19 protein-coding genes and 1 pseudogene are annotated in these 19,593 nt (G+C 64.5%); 12 read left to right on the forward strand and 8 right to left on the reverse strand.

Going from position 1 to position 19,593, the window contains the following annotated elements; genetic code table 11:
- Nucleotides 1-6 precede the first annotated feature (6 nt).
- Nucleotides 7-2,298 carry an ATP-dependent DNA helicase Rep gene (locus EPN33_14060; protein TAN20965.1) on the reverse strand — a complete coding sequence of 764 codons (2,292 nt, stop codon included), beginning with the start codon at nucleotides 2,296-2,298 and terminating at the stop codon, nucleotides 7-9.
- Nucleotides 2,299-2,375: 77 nt separating this feature from the next.
- Between EPN33_14060 and EPN33_14065 the strand changes: the two genes are divergently transcribed.
- The 3 genes from EPN33_14065 to EPN33_14075 are packed head-to-tail and all read left to right on the forward strand — an operon-like array spanning nucleotide 2,376 to nucleotide 5,199.
- The gene (locus EPN33_14065) at nucleotides 2,376-3,677 is read left to right on the forward strand and encodes a 3-deoxy-D-manno-octulosonic acid transferase (GenBank protein ID TAN20907.1); all 1,302 of its coding nucleotides are present in this window, start codon (nucleotides 2,376-2,378) and stop codon (nucleotides 3,675-3,677) included.
- Nucleotides 3,674-4,855 (forward strand): hypothetical protein, encoded by a 1,182-nt coding sequence (locus EPN33_14070; GenBank protein TAN20908.1) that lies wholly within the window; start codon nucleotides 3,674-3,676, stop codon nucleotides 4,853-4,855. Before EPN33_14065 ends, EPN33_14070 begins: the two co-directional genes overlap by 4 nt.
- Entirely contained in the window at nucleotides 4,852-5,199 is a 348-nt protein-coding gene (locus EPN33_14075; protein ID TAN20909.1) for a rhodanese, read from the forward strand. The genes EPN33_14070 and EPN33_14075 overlap by 4 nt, the downstream gene beginning before the upstream one ends.
- A gap of 19 nt (nucleotides 5,200-5,218) precedes the next feature.
- Here EPN33_14075 and EPN33_14080 read toward each other — a convergent pair whose 3' ends face one another.
- The 3 genes from EPN33_14080 to EPN33_14090 form a co-directional block, all read right to left on the reverse strand.
- Complete coding sequence (locus EPN33_14080) at nucleotides 5,219-5,527, reverse strand: hypothetical protein (GenBank protein TAN20910.1); 309 nt, start codon at nucleotides 5,525-5,527, stop codon at nucleotides 5,219-5,221.
- A 305-nt stretch (nucleotides 5,528-5,832) separates the two neighbouring features.
- Nucleotides 5,833-6,216, reverse strand: coding sequence for a DUF1634 domain-containing protein (locus EPN33_14085; protein TAN20911.1), 384 nt, complete (start codon nucleotides 6,214-6,216; stop codon nucleotides 5,833-5,835).
- Between the two features lies 1 nt (nucleotide 6,217).
- The gene (locus EPN33_14090; protein TAN20912.1) at nucleotides 6,218-7,114 is read right to left on the reverse strand and encodes a sulfite exporter TauE/SafE family protein; all 897 of its coding nucleotides are present in this window, start codon (nucleotides 7,112-7,114) and stop codon (nucleotides 6,218-6,220) included.
- Between the two features lie 62 nt (nucleotides 7,115-7,176).
- On the opposite strand from EPN33_14090, the gene EPN33_14095 reads away from it, so the two are divergent.
- Complete coding sequence (locus EPN33_14095; protein TAN20913.1) at nucleotides 7,177-7,407, forward strand: AbrB/MazE/SpoVT family DNA-binding domain-containing protein; 231 nt, start codon at nucleotides 7,177-7,179, stop codon at nucleotides 7,405-7,407.
- A gap of 120 nt (nucleotides 7,408-7,527) precedes the next feature.
- Nucleotides 7,528-8,889 carry a replicative DNA helicase gene (gene dnaB / locus EPN33_14100; GenBank protein TAN20914.1) on the forward strand — a complete coding sequence of 454 codons (1,362 nt, stop codon included), beginning with the start codon at nucleotides 7,528-7,530 and terminating at the stop codon, nucleotides 8,887-8,889.
- A gap of 19 nt (nucleotides 8,890-8,908) precedes the next feature.
- Here dnaB and EPN33_14105 read toward each other — a convergent pair.
- The 3 genes and pseudogenes from EPN33_14105 to EPN33_14115 all read right to left on the reverse strand — a co-directional run bounded on the left by EPN33_14105 (nucleotide 8,909) and on the right by EPN33_14115 (nucleotide 10,697).
- Nucleotides 8,909-9,099, reverse strand: a pseudogene (locus EPN33_14105) (type II toxin-antitoxin system RelE/ParE family toxin).
- Nucleotides 9,100-9,200: 101 nt separating this feature from the next.
- Complete coding sequence (locus EPN33_14110; GenBank protein TAN20915.1) at nucleotides 9,201-10,142, reverse strand: rhomboid family intramembrane serine protease; 942 nt, start codon at nucleotides 10,140-10,142, stop codon at nucleotides 9,201-9,203.
- 21 nt (nucleotides 10,143-10,163) lie between these two features.
- Entirely contained in the window at nucleotides 10,164-10,697 is a 534-nt protein-coding gene (locus EPN33_14115) for a peptidylprolyl isomerase (protein ID TAN20916.1), read from the reverse strand.
- Between the two features lie 57 nt (nucleotides 10,698-10,754).
- Here EPN33_14115 and trxB point away from each other — a divergent pair, with 57 nt between their 5' ends.
- The gene (gene trxB, locus EPN33_14120; protein ID TAN20917.1) at nucleotides 10,755-11,696 is read left to right on the forward strand and encodes a thioredoxin-disulfide reductase; all 942 of its coding nucleotides are present in this window, start codon (nucleotides 10,755-10,757) and stop codon (nucleotides 11,694-11,696) included.
- Between the two features lie 110 nt (nucleotides 11,697-11,806).
- Here trxB and EPN33_14125 read toward each other — a convergent pair whose 3' ends face one another.
- The gene (locus EPN33_14125; protein ID TAN20918.1) at nucleotides 11,807-12,556 is read right to left on the reverse strand and encodes a class I SAM-dependent methyltransferase; all 750 of its coding nucleotides are present in this window, start codon (nucleotides 12,554-12,556) and stop codon (nucleotides 11,807-11,809) included.
- A gap of 45 nt (nucleotides 12,557-12,601) precedes the next feature.
- On the opposite strand from EPN33_14125, the gene EPN33_14130 reads away from it, so the two are divergent.
- From EPN33_14130 to EPN33_14155, 6 genes are read left to right on the forward strand one after another with little or no spacing between them, the layout of a single operon-like run.
- Entirely contained in the window at nucleotides 12,602-13,798 is a 1,197-nt protein-coding gene (locus tag EPN33_14130; GenBank protein TAN20919.1) for an aminopeptidase P family protein, read from the forward strand.
- Nucleotides 13,799-13,840: 42 nt separating this feature from the next.
- Nucleotides 13,841-14,314: an acetyl-CoA carboxylase biotin carboxyl carrier protein gene (accB, locus tag EPN33_14135; protein TAN20920.1), complete on the forward strand. Its 474-nt coding sequence runs from the start codon at nucleotides 13,841-13,843 to the stop codon at nucleotides 14,312-14,314.
- A gap of 14 nt (nucleotides 14,315-14,328) precedes the next feature.
- A complete protein-coding gene (gene accC, locus EPN33_14140) occupies nucleotides 14,329-15,723 on the forward strand; it encodes an acetyl-CoA carboxylase biotin carboxylase subunit (protein TAN20921.1) in 1,395 nt (464 codons plus the stop codon).
- 3 nt (nucleotides 15,724-15,726) lie between these two features.
- Nucleotides 15,727-16,443 (forward strand): thiamine phosphate synthase, encoded by a 717-nt coding sequence (locus EPN33_14145; protein ID TAN20922.1) that lies wholly within the window; start codon nucleotides 15,727-15,729, stop codon nucleotides 16,441-16,443.
- A gap of 58 nt (nucleotides 16,444-16,501) precedes the next feature.
- Nucleotides 16,502-18,004, forward strand: coding sequence for an amino acid permease (locus EPN33_14150; GenBank protein TAN20923.1), 1,503 nt, complete (start codon nucleotides 16,502-16,504; stop codon nucleotides 18,002-18,004).
- A gap of 16 nt (nucleotides 18,005-18,020) precedes the next feature.
- Complete coding sequence (locus EPN33_14155; protein TAN20924.1) at nucleotides 18,021-19,565, forward strand: amino acid permease; 1,545 nt, start codon at nucleotides 18,021-18,023, stop codon at nucleotides 19,563-19,565.
- The last annotated feature ends 28 nt before the right edge of the window (nucleotides 19,566-19,593 follow it).

Genomic DNA, 19,593 nt, shown 5'->3' on the forward strand with positions numbered 1-19,593 from the left:
AAGATTCTAAACCGGGCTCAGGCCGGCCATTTTTTCCACCAGTTTCTTGAGGCCGTAGCCGGGAAACGAGATAGTGAGCTTCGTGAGGTCACCCTCGCCTTCAATCTGCAGCACCGTGCCCACGCCGAATTTGGCGTGGCGCACACGCGAGCCGGCGCGCAGACCGGACCCGGTGGCCTTGGCTTTGGGGTGCGAGCGCGGCGCGGCCGGCGGGGCGCTCGCGGCAGCCGGGGCGGGCGCCTCGGGAGGCCGCCCGCCCCGGCTGCCGAAAAACTGGTGAATACTTTCCACCGAGTTGTATTTATGACGGAAGCCGCCCGGCGCCGGTTTCACTTCCTGGCTGTAGCCCTCGCTGACGTAGCGCGGGCCCGCGGGGGAAACGTCGTGCAGCAGCTCCTGCGGCACTTCGGCCAGGAAGCGCGACGGCACCGTCGGTTCGTAGCTCTGGCCGCCATAGCGCCGCCGCCGCGCCGCGTGCGACAGCAGCAGCTCGCGGCGCGCGCGCGTCATGCCGACATAGCAGAGGCGGCGCTCTTCTTCGAGATCGGAGGGGCTGTTGGCGCTGCGGCTGTGCGGAAACAGACCCTCTTCGAGTCCGGCAAGAAAGACAACGTCAAACTCCAAGCCCTTGGCAGCATGCAGGCTCATGAGCTGAACCGCGGCTTGCGGATCGTAGTCGTCCTGATCGCTCACCAGCGCGGCGTGGTCGAGAAAGGCGGCCACCGATTCGCCGCGCGCGGCGGCGTCGGCGGCAGCGTTGATCAACTCACCCAGGTTCTCCAGCCGGGCTTCCGCCTCCGGCGTGGCCTCTTCCTGCAGCAGCTTGGCGTAGCCGGTACGCTCCAGGATGAGCCGCAACAGCGTATCGGCAGGGACCGGCTCCAGCGCCGCCGTCCGGAACTCGGCCATGAGTTTGAAAAACTCCGCCAGCGGCCCCAGCGCCCGTGACGGCAGGCCCGCGCCGCCCTCGAGCGCGATCTTCACCGCGTCCAGACAGGTGGCATTGCGTTCGAGCATCAGGCGCTCGAGGGCATCGACGGTGACCTTGCCAATGCCGCGCGCCGGGGTGTTGATGATGCGCAGCCAGGCGATGGAATCGGCCGGATTGATGCTGGCGCGCAAATAGGCCAGCAGGTCGCGGACTTCGGCGCGCTCATAAAAGCTGAAGCCGCCCAGCACCTTGTAGGTGAGGTTGCGGCGCCGCAGCGCTTCTTCAAACAAGCGCGACTGCGCATTGGTGCGGTACAACACCGCAATCGAGCCGGCGCCTGCCGCCTCGCCGGCCTTGCGGCGCGTCTCCACCGCTTCGGCGACCCAGACCGCTTCCTGCTCGGAATCCGGCGCCAGGCAGTAGCGGATCGCCGCGCCCGCCTCGGCTTCGGTCCACAGCACTTTGCCTTTGCGCTCGCGGTTGTTGGCCACTACGCTCGACGCCGCCGCCAGAATGTTCTTGGTCGAGCGGTAGTTCTGCTCCAGCCGGATCACCTGCGCGCCTTGGTAGTCACGCTCGAAATCGAGAATGTTGTGGATGTCGGCGCCCCGCCAGGAGTAAATGCTCTGATCCTCGTCGCCGACGACGCACAGATTCTGCGTCTTCTGCGTCAGCAGCCGCAGCAGCTCGTACTGCGGCCGGTTGGTGTCCTGATATTCATCGACCAGCAGATAACGGTAGCGTTCGTTGTAGCGCGCTGCGGTTTCCGGCGATTGCCGCAGCAGCCGCTCGGTCTCCAGCAGCAAATCGTCAAAGTCGAGCGCATGTGCCTGTTTCAGCCCGGCCTGGTAGCGTTCGTAGACCACCGCCAGGCGCTCGCTGCGTGGATCGACGGCATGCTTGAGGAACTCCTGCGGCGACCAGCCGCGATTCTTGGCGGCTGAAATCCGGCTCAGCACTGCACGCGGCGTAAACGCCTTGTCCTCGAGGCCCAGCGCCTTGAGCACCGTCTTCACCAGCCGCTGCTGCTCGTCGTCGGCGTAGATCACGAAATCGCGCGTGCCGCCGATGGCGGGGTAGTCGCGCCGCAGCGAGCGCACGCAAAAGGCGTGGAAGGTGGAAATCTGCGGCTGTGCGTACGCCTCATACGACAGCAGGCCGGCAACCCGGCTCTGCATCTCCTCCGCCGCCTTGTTGGTGAACGTCATCGCCAGAATCGCGTCCGGCGGGGTACGATAATGGGCGATAAGATGAGCGATGCGGTGCGTGATGACGCGCGTTTTCCCGCTGCCCGCACCTGCCAAAATGAGCAGCGGCCCATCCACCTGCTCAACGGCGGCGCGCTGCTGCGGGTTCAGCGCGGCCAGTCCGGCGCGTTGCGATGAGGGAGCTGCGGTTGCCACATCCAATTTTAACAAGGCCCTCGCTTTAGTTAGATGCTTCGATGTTCGTTCTTTACTCTATCCTTCTCGCATTGGGACTTGCAGCCTTGGCGCCGCTGCTTTGGGCGCGCAATGCTCCCGACGGCCGCTACACCCGCCATCTGGGCGAGCGCTTCGGCTGGCTGAAGCCGTTGGCCACTGCCGGCCCAGGGACGATTTGGCTGCATGCGGTTTCGGTGGGCGAGACGCTGGCGGTGGAGCGGCTGATCAGCCTGCTGAAACAGCGCTTCCCCGACCGGCTCGTAGTGTTATCAGTCACCACGGCCACCGGGCGCAGCGTGGCCGAACGGCGCATCCCGGCCGACCGGATTTTTTACTTTCCGCTCGACTTCCGCTTTGCCACGCGGCGCGCGCTCAAGGCTATGGCTCCGGCATTGGTGATCATCACCGAAACCGAAATCTGGCCCAATTTCCTGCGCGAAGCTGCCGCCGCGGGCGTCCCGGTGATGTTTCTGAACGGCCGCATCTCCGGCCGCAGCTACGCCCGCTACCGGCTGGTGCGCAAGCTGCTGCGCCCGGTGCTGGGCGCCGCCGCCGGCTTTCTGATGCAGACCCCCACCGACGCCGCGCGTATTGAAGACCTGGGGGCGCGCGCCGAATGCGTTGAAGTCGCCGGCAACCTGAAATTTGACTGGATTCCGCCCGATCTGCCCGGTTTCATCCGCTGGCTGCGGGCGGCGTTTGAGCACGCCGGCATCACTGAGGTCATCATCGCCGGCAGCACTATGGAGGGCGAAGAAGCCCAACTGCTCGAGGTCTATCGCCGCCTGGCTACGCCCTCCCGGCTGCTTGTCCTCGCGCCCCGGCATCCGCAGCGCTTCGAAGCGGTGGCGGCAGAGATCGGCGCCAGCGGCCTGCCCTGGGCGCAGCGCTCGCGCCTCATCGCCGGCGACGGGGCGTTCGTCCCGCCCGGCGGCGTGCTGCTGCTGGATTCCCTGGGCGAGCTGGCGTCGGCGTACCAGCTCGCCACGGTCGCCTTTGTCGGCGGCACCCTTGGCGCCTTTGGCGGCCATAACTTGCTCGAGCCGGCCTATTGGGGCGTGCCGGTCACCTTTGGACCACATATGGAAAACTTTGCCGCCATCGCCGAGCAGTTCCTGGCCGCAGGCGCTGCGCAAGGAGTCGCCAGCACCGTCGAACTCGAACGTGTCTGGCGCAGGCTGCTCGAAGACGCGGCGGAGCGGCAGCGGCTCGGTCAGGCGGCGCAGGCGCTGTTGGCCTCACAGCGCGGCGCCACGGAGCGCGCGCTCGAAGCCATCGCCGCCCAGATTCAGCCCGCCGTCAGCGTACAATCGAAGCTGTGACAACGACCGACTTCGCTGTGACCGTCGTGGCCGACGGTGCCTGGGCCATCCCCGAAGGCGCCGGCGCGGGGCTGGCGCGGTTGATTACCGAAGCCCTGGAGCGCACCGGACTGACGGCCCCAGCCTCCCTCGGCGGTCAACTCTGGATCAGTGACCGCTGGCAGGCGGAAATTGCTGTCAACGGCGAGCGCAAGGCCGAAGAGGCTCCCTTCGCGCTGGCCCATCACTTGTTGGCGCGGCTGGCCGAGTTCGCCGCGCACCAGCTCGGCGCGGAGCTGAGCCAGCCGGTACTGCGCAGCTTCGAGGATCTGGCCACGCCTTCCCCGGCGGCGCTGCTGCATTTTCTCGCCGGAAACTTGCGGCGCGCGTTCGAGCTCGATCCTTCCATGGTCGCCATCCGCACCGCTTTGGCGCGCGAACTGCTGGGCCAGAACAAGGCAGACGCAGCCGCGGCGCTGTTGGGCGGCCTCGTGGTTCACGACGGCTTCGCGGGCGCGGATCTCGGCATCGGCCTGTGGGCGGCGGGCGAAATACAGGTCAGCTTCGAGCTGCTGCAAGCGGCCGTGAAGTCCAACCCCGAAAATGGCCTGGCGCTGGCCGCGCTCTCCTCGCTGCTGCTGCGCCGCCTGGAGCATGCCGGCCTTGCCCAGGGCGAAGGCGCTCACGAAGGCTGGGACGAGGCGCTGCTGCTGGCGACCGAGGCCACCCAGAAGGCCTCCGACGATTTCCGCACCTGGGCCGCGCTCGCCGATGTACACCGCGCCGGTGGCGATTTTGACCAGGCCGCATTTTTCTACGGCTTTGCCCTGCGGCTCGAACCCGAGGCGGCCCGTGTGCTGAAAGACGCCAGCGCCTGCTGGTTGCAGGCGCGCCAGCCGGAGCGCGCGCTGCCGCTGATCGAACGCGCCCGCGCCGCCGCTCCCGCCGACGCCGAAAACGCCGGCAATCTCGCCTTTGCGCGGCTGCTGCTGGGCGATGCGCCCGCGGCGCTCGCTGCAGCTCGGGAAGCCGCCGAGCTGGGGCCGCGAAACGCCCGCCTGCACGTGCTGCATGGTGAGCTGGCGCTCAAAGCTGGCGAGCGCGAAGAAGCCCTCGACGCCTGGGCCCGCGCCGCCGCGCTCGAACCCGGCTTTGTCATCAACCCGGAGGGCGGCAATCTCGGCCTGGAGATCTCATGAGCCAACCCGAACCCCTCGATATTGAAATCAGCGTGGAAGAGCTCGCCGCCCGCCGCCAGGCCGGCGAAAAGCTGGCGCTGCTCGATGTCCGCGAGCAATGGGAGTTCGACGCCGCCCACCTTGACGGCGCCGAGCACATCCCGCTGCCGCAAATCCCCATGCACCTCGACGAGTTCCTGCAGAACCGCGCCGGCGAAGAGATCATCTGCTACTGCCACAGCGGCCAGCGCTCCCTCACCGCCGCCGACTGGTTGCGCCGCTCCGGCTGCGCCCGCGCCCGCTCCCTCGCCGGTGGCATCGACGCCTGGAGCCTCACCGTCGACCCCTCCATCCCGCGTTACTGACCGTGACACAAACCCCCAGTTAGCGCGGAAACGGAGCCACAAACTCGACCGCCAACTCCCGCCGCAGGCGCCGGAAATCGTCCAGATTCGAAGTGATTAGGGCGATGCGCGGCAAGCGCGTCACGGCCTCGGTTTCCGTGCGTACTCCTAACGCGCGCCGCACCTCTGGCGGCAGCTTGGAGGAGCCCTGAGCGCCAGCGGGCGGACCCTGCCGGGAATCGAAGCCCGCACTCCAAGCGACCATCGGGAGCGACCAGGGCAAAAAGTGGCGAGCCACATCCAGCAGTTTCGCGTCCAGCAACATCGTCTTTTTTTGCTTTTGCGCCATCTGTATGCAAGCATAGCGCCTGTACTTCACCCTGTTTGGCCCGGAAGACGCGGACAGAGGCCGTCGCAGCGACGGAAGAAGCAATTGGCGGCAGCTTGGAGGAGCCCCGAGCGCCAGCGGGCGGACCCTGCCGGGAATCGAAGCCGGCACTCCAAGCGACCATCGGGAGCGACCAGGGCAAAAAGTGGCGAGCCACTAAGCCACCGCAAGCTCCGACCCTCCCATAGTCGCGCCGACCGGCGGTCACGCCCGTTTCACCCCGTCAGTAGAGATGCACAAGCTGATCGCTGATGGCTGATCGCTGATCAGTGCAGCCCCAGGCGGCCGAGAATCACCGTCAGCACAATAACGCCCAGCACTGTGCCGCAGACCAGCACGAACTTGCGGTCGCGGTCCACCCAGAAAGTGAGCAGGGCCACCACCACGCGCGACACCGGCGTGAGAATCAGCACAATGGTCGCCAACTGCATGAGCTCGGTCGGATCGAGGTGGAGCAGTCCGCGCCAGAACTGGCTCCAGCTCACCGCCGCCATCGGCCTGAGGGAGATGACCATATGGCGGCGCAGCGAGAGCACCACCCCCAGCGCGAACAGCGCCGAGGAGATGACCATGCCCCACAGCAGCGCCTTATAGACGACGGCGTAAACGTTGGCCGGGGCTTCGTGAATGTGGGGTTCGGGACTCGCCATCTCAGCTCCCCAGACTCGGCAGTTGAATATGGAAGCGCAGCGCCAGCGCTTTCACCAGCATGCCGTAGGCCAGATACAACATCAGGACGGTGAAGATGCGCTTGAGGACGACCGACTTCAGCCGGTTCATCACCAGCGTGCCCAGCGTCGCGCCCGTGGTCGTGCCCAGCGCCACCGGCGCGACCACATAAAAATGAATGAGTCCGGCCAGGTAAAACAGAATCGAGCCGACCGCGGCGGTGACCCCGATCATCATCTTGCTGGTGCCGACCGCGGCCTTCATGGGCACGTTCATGTAGCGGTTCATGGCCGAGACCTTGAGCACGCCGCCGCCCACGCCCAGCAGGCCGCTCGCGACGCCCGCCAGATAGGAGATGATCATGCCGGTGCCGCTGCCGTTGACGACGTAGGTGACCTCGCGGTCGAGCGCCTCATCATGGTAGCGGCCGCTCAGCTCCAGCCGCTCCGACCAGGCGTCGGGCGCCGCCAGCACGTAGGTTCCGGCGGCGATGCGCTGGTCATCCATTTTGCGCGTCACAAACGCCGTCCAGGCCATGTAGGCCAGCAGCACCGTAAACAGCAGCAGCATCACCCATTCCTTCAGGTACAGCGCCAGCACGCTGCCGCTCAGCGCGCCGATGGTGGTCGCCACTTCCAGAAACATGCCCAGCCGCACGTTGGTGATGTGCTGCTCGACATAGCTCGAACCGCCGGCGTTGCTGGTGGCGATGACCGACACCAGACTGGCAGCCACGGCAATCTTGATGGGCAAATGAAAGGCCAGCACCAGCGCCGGCACGATGAAGATGCCGCCGCCCACCCCGAGCAGCGCGCCCAGAAAGCCCGCGCACACCGCCGCAGCAAACAACACAGCCACAAAATGCAGCGAATAGACCATGCAGGAAGCCAATAGAATACGCTATCCGCCCGGCCGACTTCGCCGGCGCTCATACTGAAAACATGAAAGTCGACAGACGCGGGCGCATCACCATCCCCAAGCGCATCCGCGAGCAATTCGGCTTCGGGCCACAGCACCCGCTCGATCTTCAACTAATGGGTGACGCCATTGTTCTGACGAACCTTCGCCAGAACCTCGGTTTCGCCGACTGGAAAGGCCGCCGTGCCCGCAGCTTCGCGCGGCTCGGTTACAGTTCGGTCGACGAATTCATCGAAGCTGTTCGCGGCCGATAGAACGCAGCCTCATCTGCTTCCGCAGCCCAAACCCTGCACAGGATTTCCGCAAACTTTCGCCGGTTTGCACAGTAATTCACAGTGGCATCCACAGGGCCGCAAGGCGTACTATGCTCGCTCATGGCGATTGCGGATCAGCTCGCGGAAAAAGGTTTGCCCTCCAACGTCACCGCGGAGCGGTCGGTGCTGGGCGCCATCCTGCTCGACAGCTTCCACTATTTCTCCACCGCCGACGTGCTCACGCCGGATGATTTTCATCTCGATGCCCACCGCAAAATCTACCGCGCCATGCGCGAACTGGCGTCGAAAAGCGTCGCCATCGACTTCATTACGCTGGGCGAGGAGCTGGAGCGGCAGCATGACCTCGAAGCCGTCGGCGGCCATCTCTACCTCACCACGCTCACCGAAGGGCTGCCGCGCACCCTCAACGCCGAGCATTACGCCCGCATCGTCAAGGCACGTTCGGTCGAGCGCGAGCTCCTGGGCGTCGCGCAGGAGATGACCCAGGCGGTGCTCGCCGGCGAAACCGGCGACGCCGTGCTGGAGCTGGCGCAGCAGCGCATCTTCGCCATCGCCGTCGACCGCGTGCAGGAGGGGCTGACCAGCGTCAGCGACCTCACCGGCGACATCATCGCCAAGCTCGACCAGTTGCACGGCCAGGAGATCAGCGGCCTGCACACCGGCTTTGAAAGACTCGATGAGATCACCACCGGCCTGCAGCCATCGGATTTGGTCATCATCGCCGGCCGCCCCTCCATGGGCAAGACCAGTTTCGCCATGAACATCGTCACCAACGCCGGCCTGCGCTACGGCAAAACTGCGGCGGTGTTCTCGCTGGAAATGTCGAAAGTGCAGCTCGTGCTGCGCATTCTCTGCTCCGAGGCCCGCGTCAACGCCAAAAAGTTGCGCAGCGGCTATCTCGGCCGCGAGGACATCGCCGCCCTCACCGATGTGGCTGGCAAGCTGGCGCAGGCCGCCATTTACATTGACGACACCTCCGGCATCGACCTCGCCACGATGCGCGCCAAGTGCCGCCGCCTGGCGGCCGAGCTGGCCGCCCAGAATCCGCCGCGCAAACTCGATCTGGTGGCGCTCGACTACCTGCAGTTGATGGGCTCCAGCGGCCGCGCCGAGAACCGCAACCTCGAAGTCTCCGCCATGTCGCGCGGCCTGAAAATTCTCGCCAAGGAGCTGAACTGCCCCGTCATCGTGCTCTCGCAGTTAAGCCGCGCACCCGAGCAGCGCACCGGCTCGCACCGGCCCATGCTCAGCGATCTGCGCGAATCCGGCGCCATCGAGCAGGACGCCGACCTGGTGATGTTCATCTACCGCGACGAAGTTTATAACAAAGGCAGCGACGATCAGGGCAAAGCCGAGATCCTGATTGAAAAGCAGCGCAACGGCCCCACCGGCATGATCAAGCTCGCCTTCCTGCGCGACTTCACCCGCTTCGAAAACCTCGCCGACGATTACGAAGGGTAACCATTCGCATCCGCAGACTTCACGAGCCGCGAGGGTAAATCTCTCGCCGGTGCCCGACTTGCAATACCAGCACCGTCAATACATGGTGCTGCAGCTCGGCAATAATTCGATAATCGCCGATAAATAGCGATAGATCCGCTGCGCTGCCGTGCGGTTGAGCTTCCGCAACTGCCGGCTTGCAGCATCGGTGTACTCAATCGTCCAGGCCAAGCTCGGCCTTCACCTCGGCGGCCGTATGGACTTTCGATTCGCCTTTGCGTATGCGTTCGAGCTCCGGGCGCCACCCCGCCTTGGAGATGCTGCCGTAGGCCTCACACCCGCGGCAGGTGTGTCCAGGTCGCCATGAGATAAAACGCCACGACCACGACCGCGATCACCACCATCGCCACCACGGCCCAGCGCCGCGTTTGCGCTTCGGTGAGCGGGGGATCATCGCCCACCAGCATGCCCAGCGCGAAGCCGGCGGCTAGACCGCCGAGGTGCGCAGCGTTGTCGACGTGCGGAATCACGAAGGCGAGAATCAGCGCGTAAATCGCCCAGCGCATCGCGACACTGCGCAGCTCGCGGCCTTGGGCGGTGTGGCTGCGGCGCACACCGTAGGCGATCATCACGCCCAAAATGCCGAAAATAGCCCCCGACGCCCCCAGGCTGACGTAGCCGCAATAGCTGGAAACGATGTAGCCGAAAATGCCGGTGACGATGTACAGAAACAGGAACTTCGCGCCCCCGTAAAACGATTCCACGATCTGCCCGATGTCGTACAGCGCCCACATGTTGAAACCAATATGCAGGATGCCGGCGTGCAGAAAGCACGCCGTGATCCAGCGCCAGTACTGGGCGTGGTAGGGCGAAGGCAGCACCAGATAGCCCAGCGGCAGGCTTTCGCCCAGCCGCATGGTCGCTGCACCGCTGGGGCTCGACATCAGGTGCGTCAGCAGCGGAACACCGCTCACCGCATACTCGATGATGAACATTACGAAGTTGGCGAGAATCAGAATGCCGGTCACCGGAACCGCGCTCGGCATGGCGCGCTTCAGCAGCTTGCCGGTGGGGCCGGTGCCGAACACTTTGAGCCGCTGCCCGCAATACGGGCACACGGCTTTGCCGCGCGGCACAAAGGCGCGGCAGGAGGGGCACATCTTGTTGGTCGCAGTAACCGCCTGCTCGGTCTGGCGCAGTCCGCCCTTCCACTGTTCCCAGCGGTTACGCAGGCGGTTCAGCTTGAATTGCCACTTCGGTGAAAGCGGAGACATCTGACGCGGACAATGCGCGAACTAGCCGACGCGCTCGATGGTGACCTTGTGCATCACAACCGGGATCTTGGGACGGTCCTGTCCATCGCGCGGCGTTTTAGAAATCTTCTCGACGACATCGTAGCCTTCCACCACTTGCCCGAACACGCTGTGCTTGCGGTCGAGCCAGGTCGTGGGCGCTACCGTCACAAAAAACTGCGAACCGTTGGTGCCCGGGCCGGCATTGGCCATCGAGAGCATGCCCGGCTGGGAATGGTTGAGGCTGGGGTGAAATTCGTCGCCGAACTTATAGCCCGGCCCGCCGGTGCCCGTGCCCTGCGGGCAGCCGCCCTGAATCATGAAGTCCGGGATGACGCGGTGAAAAATCAAGCCGTCGTAGAACGGGCGCTTGGTCTTCGCGCCCGACTTCGGATCGCTGAATTCTTTGCTGCCTTCCGCCAGCCCGACAAAATTGGCGACCGTGTTTGGCGCTTCCTGCTCGAACAGACGCGCCGTGAAATCGCCCTGGGAAGTTGAAAAATGGGCGTAAAGACCGGATTGGGCAGCAGTCGGCATGATGCGCGGATGATCCTTTCGCACTACGGAGTGTTAGTCTAACCATTCGAGCACACTATGGCGACTACACGCAACGTGGTGATCCTGGGATCGGGCTGCTCCGGGCTGACGGCGGCCATTTACTGTGGCCGCGCGGGGCTGGAGCCGCTCGTGGTCGAAGGCCACGAGAGCGGCGGCCAGTTGAGCCTGACGACACTGGTTGAGAATTTTCCAGGCTTCCCCGAAGGCATCCAGGGCCCGCAGTTGATCGAAAACATGCGCGCTCAGGCCACCTCGTTTGGCACGACGTTTGTCTCCGGGGACGTCATCGCCGCCAAGCTCAAACAGCAGCCGATTGAGTTGACGCTCGACGATCAGCCGGAGCCGCTGCGCACCCGCTCGCTCATCATCGCCAGCGGCGCACGCGCGCGCTGGTTGGGTCTGGAGAGCGAACAGGCGCTGATCGGCCATGGGGTCTCAAGCTGCGCCACCTGCGACGGCTTCTTCTTCCGCGGCAAAGACATTGTCGTTGTCGGCGGTGGCGACTCGGCCATGGAAGAGGCGCTGTTCCTCACCCGCTTCGCCTCTTCGGTCACAATTGTCCATCGCCGCGACGAGTTCCGCGCCTCGAAAATCATGCTCGACCGCGCCCGCGCGCATGAAAAAATCCGCTGGGTCACCGGCGCCGCGATCACCGAAGTACTCGATCCCGCCAGGAAAGAAGTCAGCGCCATCCGCCTCGAGTCCACCAACGACAGCAAACGGCAATGGGAGCTGCCCACGGCGGCCGTCTTCCTCGGCATCGGCCACGAGCCCAACACCAAGCCCTTCGTTGGCCAGCTTCCCACCGACGCCGCTGGCTACCTGGTGACCACCGATTACGTGCACACGCCCATTCCCGGCGTCTACGCCTCCGGCGACGTGCAGGACCGCCGCTACCGCCAGGCCATCACCGCCGCCGGCAGCGGCTGCATGGCCGCCATGGAAGCCGAGAAGTATTTGGGCGAACACCACGGCTAGGTCAGCGCGGGGCTAGAATCTAGCCATGGTGCCGCCGTTCATCCGCCGGGTCCAAATCGAGAACTTCCGCAGCATTGCCGCCTGCGAAGTCGCGCTCGGCCCCCTCATGTTCATCGTCGGCTGACGCGCGCGTGCGCCAGCAGCAGATGCCCCCAGTCGCTGCTGAAGGCAGAGGCGCGCTCGAGGCGGTGGTCGATGGTGCGGGCGAGTGGGCCCAGGAGCGGGAACCAGCGCCAGGTGTGGGGCAGCAGGTGGATGAGGCCGCACACTTCCAGCACCTCGAAGCTCGGAGTCAGGTCGTCGCGCAATTCATCCGCTTCGTAACAATGAAAGAAGATACCGCTGTCGTGGATACCCTCGCGTGGCGCGCCCCGGCGCCGGATGGGCTGGTTGAAGTTATAAACCGTCAGCAGGCAACGGCCGCCAGGCCGCAGCAGCCGCGCAAAATCCCGCAGCAACGCGCGCCGGGCCGCAGGCTCAGGGATGTGCTCGAGCACCTGGGTGCAGAGCACCGCGTCAAACGATCTTTCGGCCAGCGGCAAATGGCCCAAATCGGCCTGGCAAGGCTCGGGACGCGAACCCTTTGGCGCCTGGGTGCGCAAATACCGCATGCGGCTGAGCGCGAAGTCGAGCGACACGACTTCGGCGCCGCGGCGCAGCGCCGCGCAGCTCATCCGGCCGACACCGCAGCCGGCATCGAGCACCCGCATGCCGGGCCGCGGCTGCAAGCGGCGCATGACTGCCTCCAGCTCGATTCGCCACTGATAGCGCACCCGCCGATCGCCGGTGTGCGTTACCGCACGCTCGCGGTAGGCGCGCTCGCGGCGCTGCAACTCTGCCGGTGAAACCGCCGATGCCACTTCCGCTGGGATGCCCCGGAGCTTTGGTGGGATAGGATAACGGACATGCAATATCGAAAGAGGCAGGCCAGAGCACGTCAGCGGATGGAGCGCGGCGGCGTCGAGGCGCTGCTGATCTCCCACCTGCCGAACGTCCGCTATCTGTGCGGCTTCAGCGGCTCGAACGCACTGCTGCTACTGGCCCCCACGCAAACGATTCTTTTTACCGATGGCCGCTACCGCGAGCAGGCACGCACGGAGGTGATGGGCGCGTCGGTTGTAGTTCCTCCGAAAGGCGATCTGTGGAAGGCGGCTGCCGCCAAAGCAGCCAAGCTCAAGCGCGTCGGCCTGGATAGCGACCACGTCACCGTCACCCAACGCTCCCGCTGGCTCGCAAGCTGGAGCGGCCGGGCGGCGGGGCTGAAGTCTGCCAGCGGCTGGATCGAACCATTGCGCGCCGTCAAGGATCCGGAAGAAATCGAAGCCATCGAGCGCGCGGTCCGGCTGGCCTCTTCGGCGTTCGCGCCAACCCTCAAGCGCTGCCGGCCGGGCGTTTCAGAAACGGAGCTGGCCGGATGGCTGGAGTTCAATCTGCGCCGCGCCGGAGGCGAAGGCCTGGCGTTCGAGACCATTCTGGCCGGGGGCGCCCATGGCGCGCTGGTACATGCTCAGCCGGGCCGGCAGCCGCTGCCGCACCGCGGCCGGCGGCAGCTTGGAGGAGCCCGGAACGCCAGCGGGCGGACCCTGCCGGGATTCGAAGCCCGCGCTCCAAGCGACCAACGGGAGCGACCAGGGCAAAAAGTGGCGAGCCACTTTGTGGTGATGGACTACGGCGTCGTCCTCGCCGGATACCACAGTGACATGACGCGCACCGTGCATCTGGGCCGGCCGGACCGCAAAGCGCAGACCGTGTATCGCGCCGTGCTCGAAGCCCAGCTTGCCGCCATTGCCGCGGTGCGGCCCGGTGTCACCGGCGCCACCGTCGATGCCGCCGCGCGGTCGGTATTGCGGCAAGCGGGCTTCGCCCGTTATTTCCCCCATTCCACCGGTCATGGCGTGGGCCTGGAAATTCACGAAGCGCCCCGCATTGCCTCAACCGCAACGGGCGAAAACGACCGTTTGCAAACCGGCCAGGTGGTCACGATCGAACCCGGCGTCTACATCCCCGGCTGGGGCGGGGTACGCATAGAAGACGTTGTGCTGGTGACCGCGCAGGGGGCAAAAGTATTGACTCCTACCCCCAAAGACCTCATCGTTCTTTAAAATAGAAGGCTCATGCCTTTGCTACCCAAGAGAACCCCATCCATGGACCTTGACGCCATCAACAAACTCATCGACACGTTAATCGAAAAACAGATTGACGAATTCGAGTTGGAAGAAGAAGGCCGCCGCATCCGTATTCGCCGCAGCGCCGCAACGCCCGTGCCCCCACCGCTAGCACCGGCTGTAGGCGGCGCTAGCGCCCTGCGTAGCGCAGAGCGCGAAGCAGGGCCTCAACCGTCCAGTTCTGTCCCCGCTCCCACCGAAGAGACCGGTCTCCTCACCATCACCTCGCCCATCGTCGGCACCTACTACGACGCGCCCGCGCCCGGTGCGCCCGAATTTGTGCATATAGGCGACACCGTCTCGTCCGGCCAGGTGCTCTGCATCATCGAGGCCATGAAGTTGATGAACGAAATTGAAGCCGAGCAGGGGGGCACGATAATCAAAAAGCTGGTCTCCAACGGCCAGCCGGTCGAGTTCGGCCAGCCGCTGCTGCTGCTCCGGCCCAGCAATTAGACAGAGTTGTTTCCATGTTCAAGAAAATTCTGATCGCCAACCGGGGCGAGATCGCCGTGCGCGTGATCTGCGCCTGCAAGGAAATGGGCATCCGGACCGTGGCCATTTACTCGGAGGCCGACCGCCATGCCCTGCACGTGCGCTTTGCCGACGAAGCCATCTGCGTCGGTCCGCCGCGCCCGGCGCAAAGCTATCTGAACGTGCCTGCCGTGGTCAGCGCCGCGGAAATCACCAACGTGGATGCGATCCATCCCGGCTACGGCTTCCTGTCTGAGAACGCCAATTTCGCAGAAGTGTGCGAAACCAGCCATATCAAGTTCATCGGCCCCCGGCCGGAAGTGATCCGGGTGATGGGCGAGAAGGAGCGGGCGCGCGCGGCCGCCAAAAAGGCCGGCATCCCGATCCTCCCCGGCTCGGATGGCGTGCTGGCAGACGCGGCGCAAGCGCTGAAAGTGGCCGAAGACATCGGCTACCCGGTGATGATCAAAGCTTCCGCGGGCGGCGGCGGCCGCGGTATGCGCATGGTGCGCTCGCCCGAGGAGCTGCCCAGCCTGTTTTCGGCGGCGCAGACCGAAGCCGCCAACGCCTTCGGCTGCGGCGACCTCTACATGGAAAAACTGGTCGTCGAACCGCGCCATATCGAGTTCCAGATTCTGGGCGATGAGCACGGCCGCGTCATTCACCTGGGCGAACGCGAGTGCAGCATCCAGCGCCGCCACCAGAAGCTGGTCGAAGAATCTCCCTCCACCGCGGTGGCCCCCGAACTGCGGCAAAAGATGGGTAAGATCGTGACCGAAGCCATGGTCAACATTGGCTACACCAATGCGGGCACGATCGAGTTTCTGATGGACAAAAGCGGCGCGCTCTACTTCATCGAGATGAACACCCGCCTGCAGGTCGAGCATGCCGTCACCGAGATGGTCACCGGCGTCGATCTGGTGAAAGCGCAAATCCGCGTGGCCGCGGGTGAAAAGCTGGAGAACATCCTGACCGTGCCCAAGGGCCAGACCGGTCTGCTGCCGCACGGCCATGCCATCGAGTGCCGCATCAACGCCGAAAACCCGGTTAACTTCACGCCCTCGGCCGGCAAAGTGACGGCGCTCAATCTGCCCGGCGGCATCGGCATCCGCGTGGATTCCTACATGTACGCCGAAGGCGTAGTGCCACCCTATTACGACTCGCTGGTGGCCAAGCTCGTGGCCTACGGCAACGACCGCAGTGAGGCGATTGCCCGCATGCAGCGCGCGCTCGATATGTTCGTGGTGCAGGGCATCGAGACTTCGATTCCACTGCATAAGAAGATCCTGGCGGAAGCGGATTTTCAGGCCGGGCGGCTTTCCACTGCCTTCATGGACCGCTTCATGCCGGTCAAGAAGCAGTCTGCCGTCAGCCATCAGCCATCAGCTTGAACCGTGCAGCCGTTGTACCCGATTCTGGACGTGGAAGCGGCCGCTGCCGGCGGCCATGATCTGGTGGCCTGCGCGCAGCGATTTGCCGCGCTCGGCCTCGATTTGCAGCAGCTTCGGGCCAAGTGTCTGCCCGACCGCGAATTTCTGGATCTCGCGCAGCGGCTCGCAGCCGTGGTGCCGCAGCTCATCATCAACGATCGCGCCGATATCGCGCTTCTGTCCGGCGCCGCAGGCGTGCACGTCGGCCAGGACGATCTGCCCGTCACCACGGTCCGCGCGCTTCATCTGGCGGCAGCTTGGAGGAGCCCCGAGCGCCAGCGGGCGGACCCTGCCGGCAATCGAAGCGCGCACTCCAAGCGACCAACGGGAGCGACCAGGGCAAATAGTGGCGAGCCACATTGGCGGGTGGGCGCTTCCACGCACTCGCTGGAACAGGCGCGCGCCACCATGGCCATGAATCCCGACTACCTCGCCATCGGCCCCATTTACCCAACCCGCACCAAGCGCAACCCCGACCCGGTGGTGGGTTGCACCATGGTGCGTGCCATGCGCGAGTTGACGGACAAGCCCCTCGTCGCCATCGGCGGCATTCAACTCCACAACTGCGCCGCCGTCTGGCGGGCGGGGGCGGATGCAGTGGCAGTCATCTCGGGCCTGTGGTCGGCCGACGATCCTATCAGTGCTGCGAGGCAATTCCTGCTTGCGTTTGCGCGGGTTTAATTCTATAGTCCCCCACAGCAAGCAAACCAGGCTGGCAAGCCCAGCCGAGCTCACCCGCATGGCCACCGATCGCGCCTCTCCCCAAAACGCCGCCGACACCGGCTCCGGCACCGTCAAAGCCCTGGGGCTGACCAGCGCCACCACCATCGTGATGGGCATCATGATCGGCTCGGGCATTTTTGTTGTTTCCCCCGAGATTGCGCGCGAAGTCGGCTCGCCCGGCTTGCTGATGCTGGTCTGGGTAATCACCGGCATCATGACGCTGATGGGCGCGCTCTGCTACGGCGAGCTGGCGGCCGCCATGCCGCAAGCCGGCGGGCAGTACGTCTACCTGCGCGAAGCGCTGGGCTCGCTCTGGGGCTTTCTATTCGGCTGGACGCTGTTTCTGGTCATTCAGACCGGCACCATCGCCGCAGTCTGCGTCGCTTTCGCCAAGTACCTCGGCGTGCTCTACCCACACGCGATTTCCGACGCCCCCTTCATGCACATCTTCGGACTGGGCATCAATCCCGAGGAGCTGGTGGCGATTGCCGTCATTCTGTTTCTCACCTGGCTGAACACGCGTGGCGTAAAGTCAGGCGCGCTGGTGCAGAACGTCTTTACCTTCGCCAAGATCATCGCCCTCGCCGGTCTCATTCTGCTGGGCCTGGTGATCGCGCGCAATGTCTCCGTCATTGAAGCCAACTTCGCCCACTTCTGGCATGACTTCTTCTCGGGCTTCTGGGGTCACGGCCTCTACAACCTGACGGGCGCGGCGAATGGCAAGCTGGTCTCCACGGCCACCATCGTGGCCGTATTTGCGGCCCTCGTCGGTTCGCTATTCTCCTCCGACTCCTGGAACAACGTCACCTACACTGCCGGCGAGATAAAAAATCCGCGCCGCAATCTGCCGCTGTCGCTGGCCATCGGCACCATTACCGTGACCGTGCTGTACCTGCTGGCCAACCTCGCGTATTTGTGCGTGTTGCATTTCAACGAAATCGCGCACGCACCCGAAGATCGCGTGGCCTCCGCGATGTTGGGCGCCCTCTACGGCCACACCGGCGCGGTGCTGATTGCAGCCGCCATCCTGATCTCGACCTTCGGCTGCACCAACGGCCTGATCCTGGCCGGCCCGCGCGTGTTCCAGGCGATGGCCAAAGACGGCCTGTTTTTCCGCAAGGCGGCGACGCTCAACGCCCGCCACGTGCCCGCGACCGCGCTTTGGATTCAGGGCATCTGGGCGTGCGGGCTCTGCCTGTCGGGCACCTACACCGATTTGTTGAACTATGTGATGTTCACCGAGTTCATCTTTTACATTCTGACCATCAGCAGCCTGTTCGTGCTGCGCCGCAAGCAGCCGCATCTGGAGCGGCCCTATAAAGTCATCGCCTATCCCTGGCTGCCGGCAATCTATATTCTGCTGGCAGCGTTTTTCGCTGCCGTAGTGCTGTGGGTTTTTCCCCGCTACTCGGGCAGCGGCCTCATTCTGGTGTTGATTGGAGTTCCGGTGTTTTACATCTGGCGGCGCAGGAACAAGCCGCCGGAGAGCAACGCTCCTGCTTCAGCTAAGGTAAGCTAGGAACAAATTTATGGGCATGAACCTACTCGCACGCAAAGACGTCCACGCCATGCTGGCGGAAACGGAAGGGGAAAAGAGCGGCCTCAAGCGCACCCTCGGTCCCTTTAACCTGATCACGCTGGGCATTGGCGCTATCATCGGCACCGGCATTTTCGTGCTGGTCGGCCCCGCTGCCGCCATCTACGCCGGCCCGGCGGTGGTGCTCAGCTTCATCGTCGCCGCTATTGCCAGCGCCTTTGCCGGCATTTGCTACGCCGAATTCGCCGCCGCCATCCCCATCGCCGGCAGCGCCTACAGTTACGGCTACACCGCGCTGGGCGAAATCGTCGCCTGGATCATCGGCTGGGCGCTGATCATGGAGTACGCCTTTGGCGCCGCCACCGTCGCCGTGGGCTGGTCCGGCTATATCAATAGCCTGTTGCACACCTTGGGCATCAACATTCCTCCCGCCCTGTCCGCCGCGCCCGGCACTGAAGTCGCCCTCGTCGGCGGCATCTGGAAGCCCCTGATGTCGCTCGCCGGCAGCGAAAAAATCGCCGCCCTCACCGCTCCCCATGCGGTCGCGCACTTTAATATTCTGGCGTTTCTCGGCATTTTGATGGTCACCGCGATTCTGATCATCGGCATCTCCGAATCCGCCAACATCAACACCGCCATCGTGGTCATCAAGGTTTCGGTGCTGCTGGTGTTCGTCGGCATCGCCATCGTCTTCCTCAACGTCCACGGCTGGAACACCGCCGTCCACAACTGGACCACTCCTTCTTTCATGCCCTTCGGATGGTCGGGCGTCTTTAAAGGCGCCGCCTTCATTTTCTTCGCCTATATCGGCTTTGACGCCGTTTCCACCGCCGCGCAGGAAGCCAAAAACCCGCAGAAGGACATGCCCATCGGCATTCTCGGCTCCCTCATCGTCTGCACCATTCTCTATATCCTGGTGGGCGGCCTGCTCACCGGCCTGGTGCCCTACTCGATTCTGAACGTGCCCGATTCGCTGGCCATCGGCGTACACCATACCGGCCTCACCTGGGGCGAGGTGCTGATCGACGTCGGCGCCATTTGCGGCCTGACCTCCACCATGCTGGTCATGTTGCTGGGCCAGTCGCGCGTCTTCTACACCATGTCGGGCGATGGTCTGCTGTTCAAATGGGCCAGCAAGATTCACAAGAAATTCCGCACGCCTTACGTTTCCAGCGCCGTGGTCGGCATCTGCGTCGCCGTCGTCGCCGCCTTCTTCCCGGTGGATAAGCTCGCCGACCTCACCAACATCGGCACCCTCACCGCTTTTGCCATCGTCTGCGCCAGCGTCTGGGCCATGCGCGTTCGCGAACCCAACTTGGAGCGGCCCTTCCGCACGCCCTGGGTGCCCGTGGTCCCCATCATTGGCGTGCTGATTTCGGTCGGCCTGATCTGGGAGCTCACCCCACTGACCAAGGAGGCCTTCCTGGTCTGGCTGGCCATTGGGCTCGTCATCTACTTCACGTACGGCCGCAAGCACAGCGAAGTGCAGCGCAAACTGCAGAAGGCCACCGCCTCAATTCCCGGGGCCGTCGGCAAGCATTAATCCGCCGTCTTCATGTGTGAGGCGAAGG

Source organism: Acidobacteriota bacterium (genome assembly GCA_004299485.1).
GTDB lineage: Bacteria > Acidobacteriota > Terriglobia > Terriglobales > SCQP01 > SCQP01.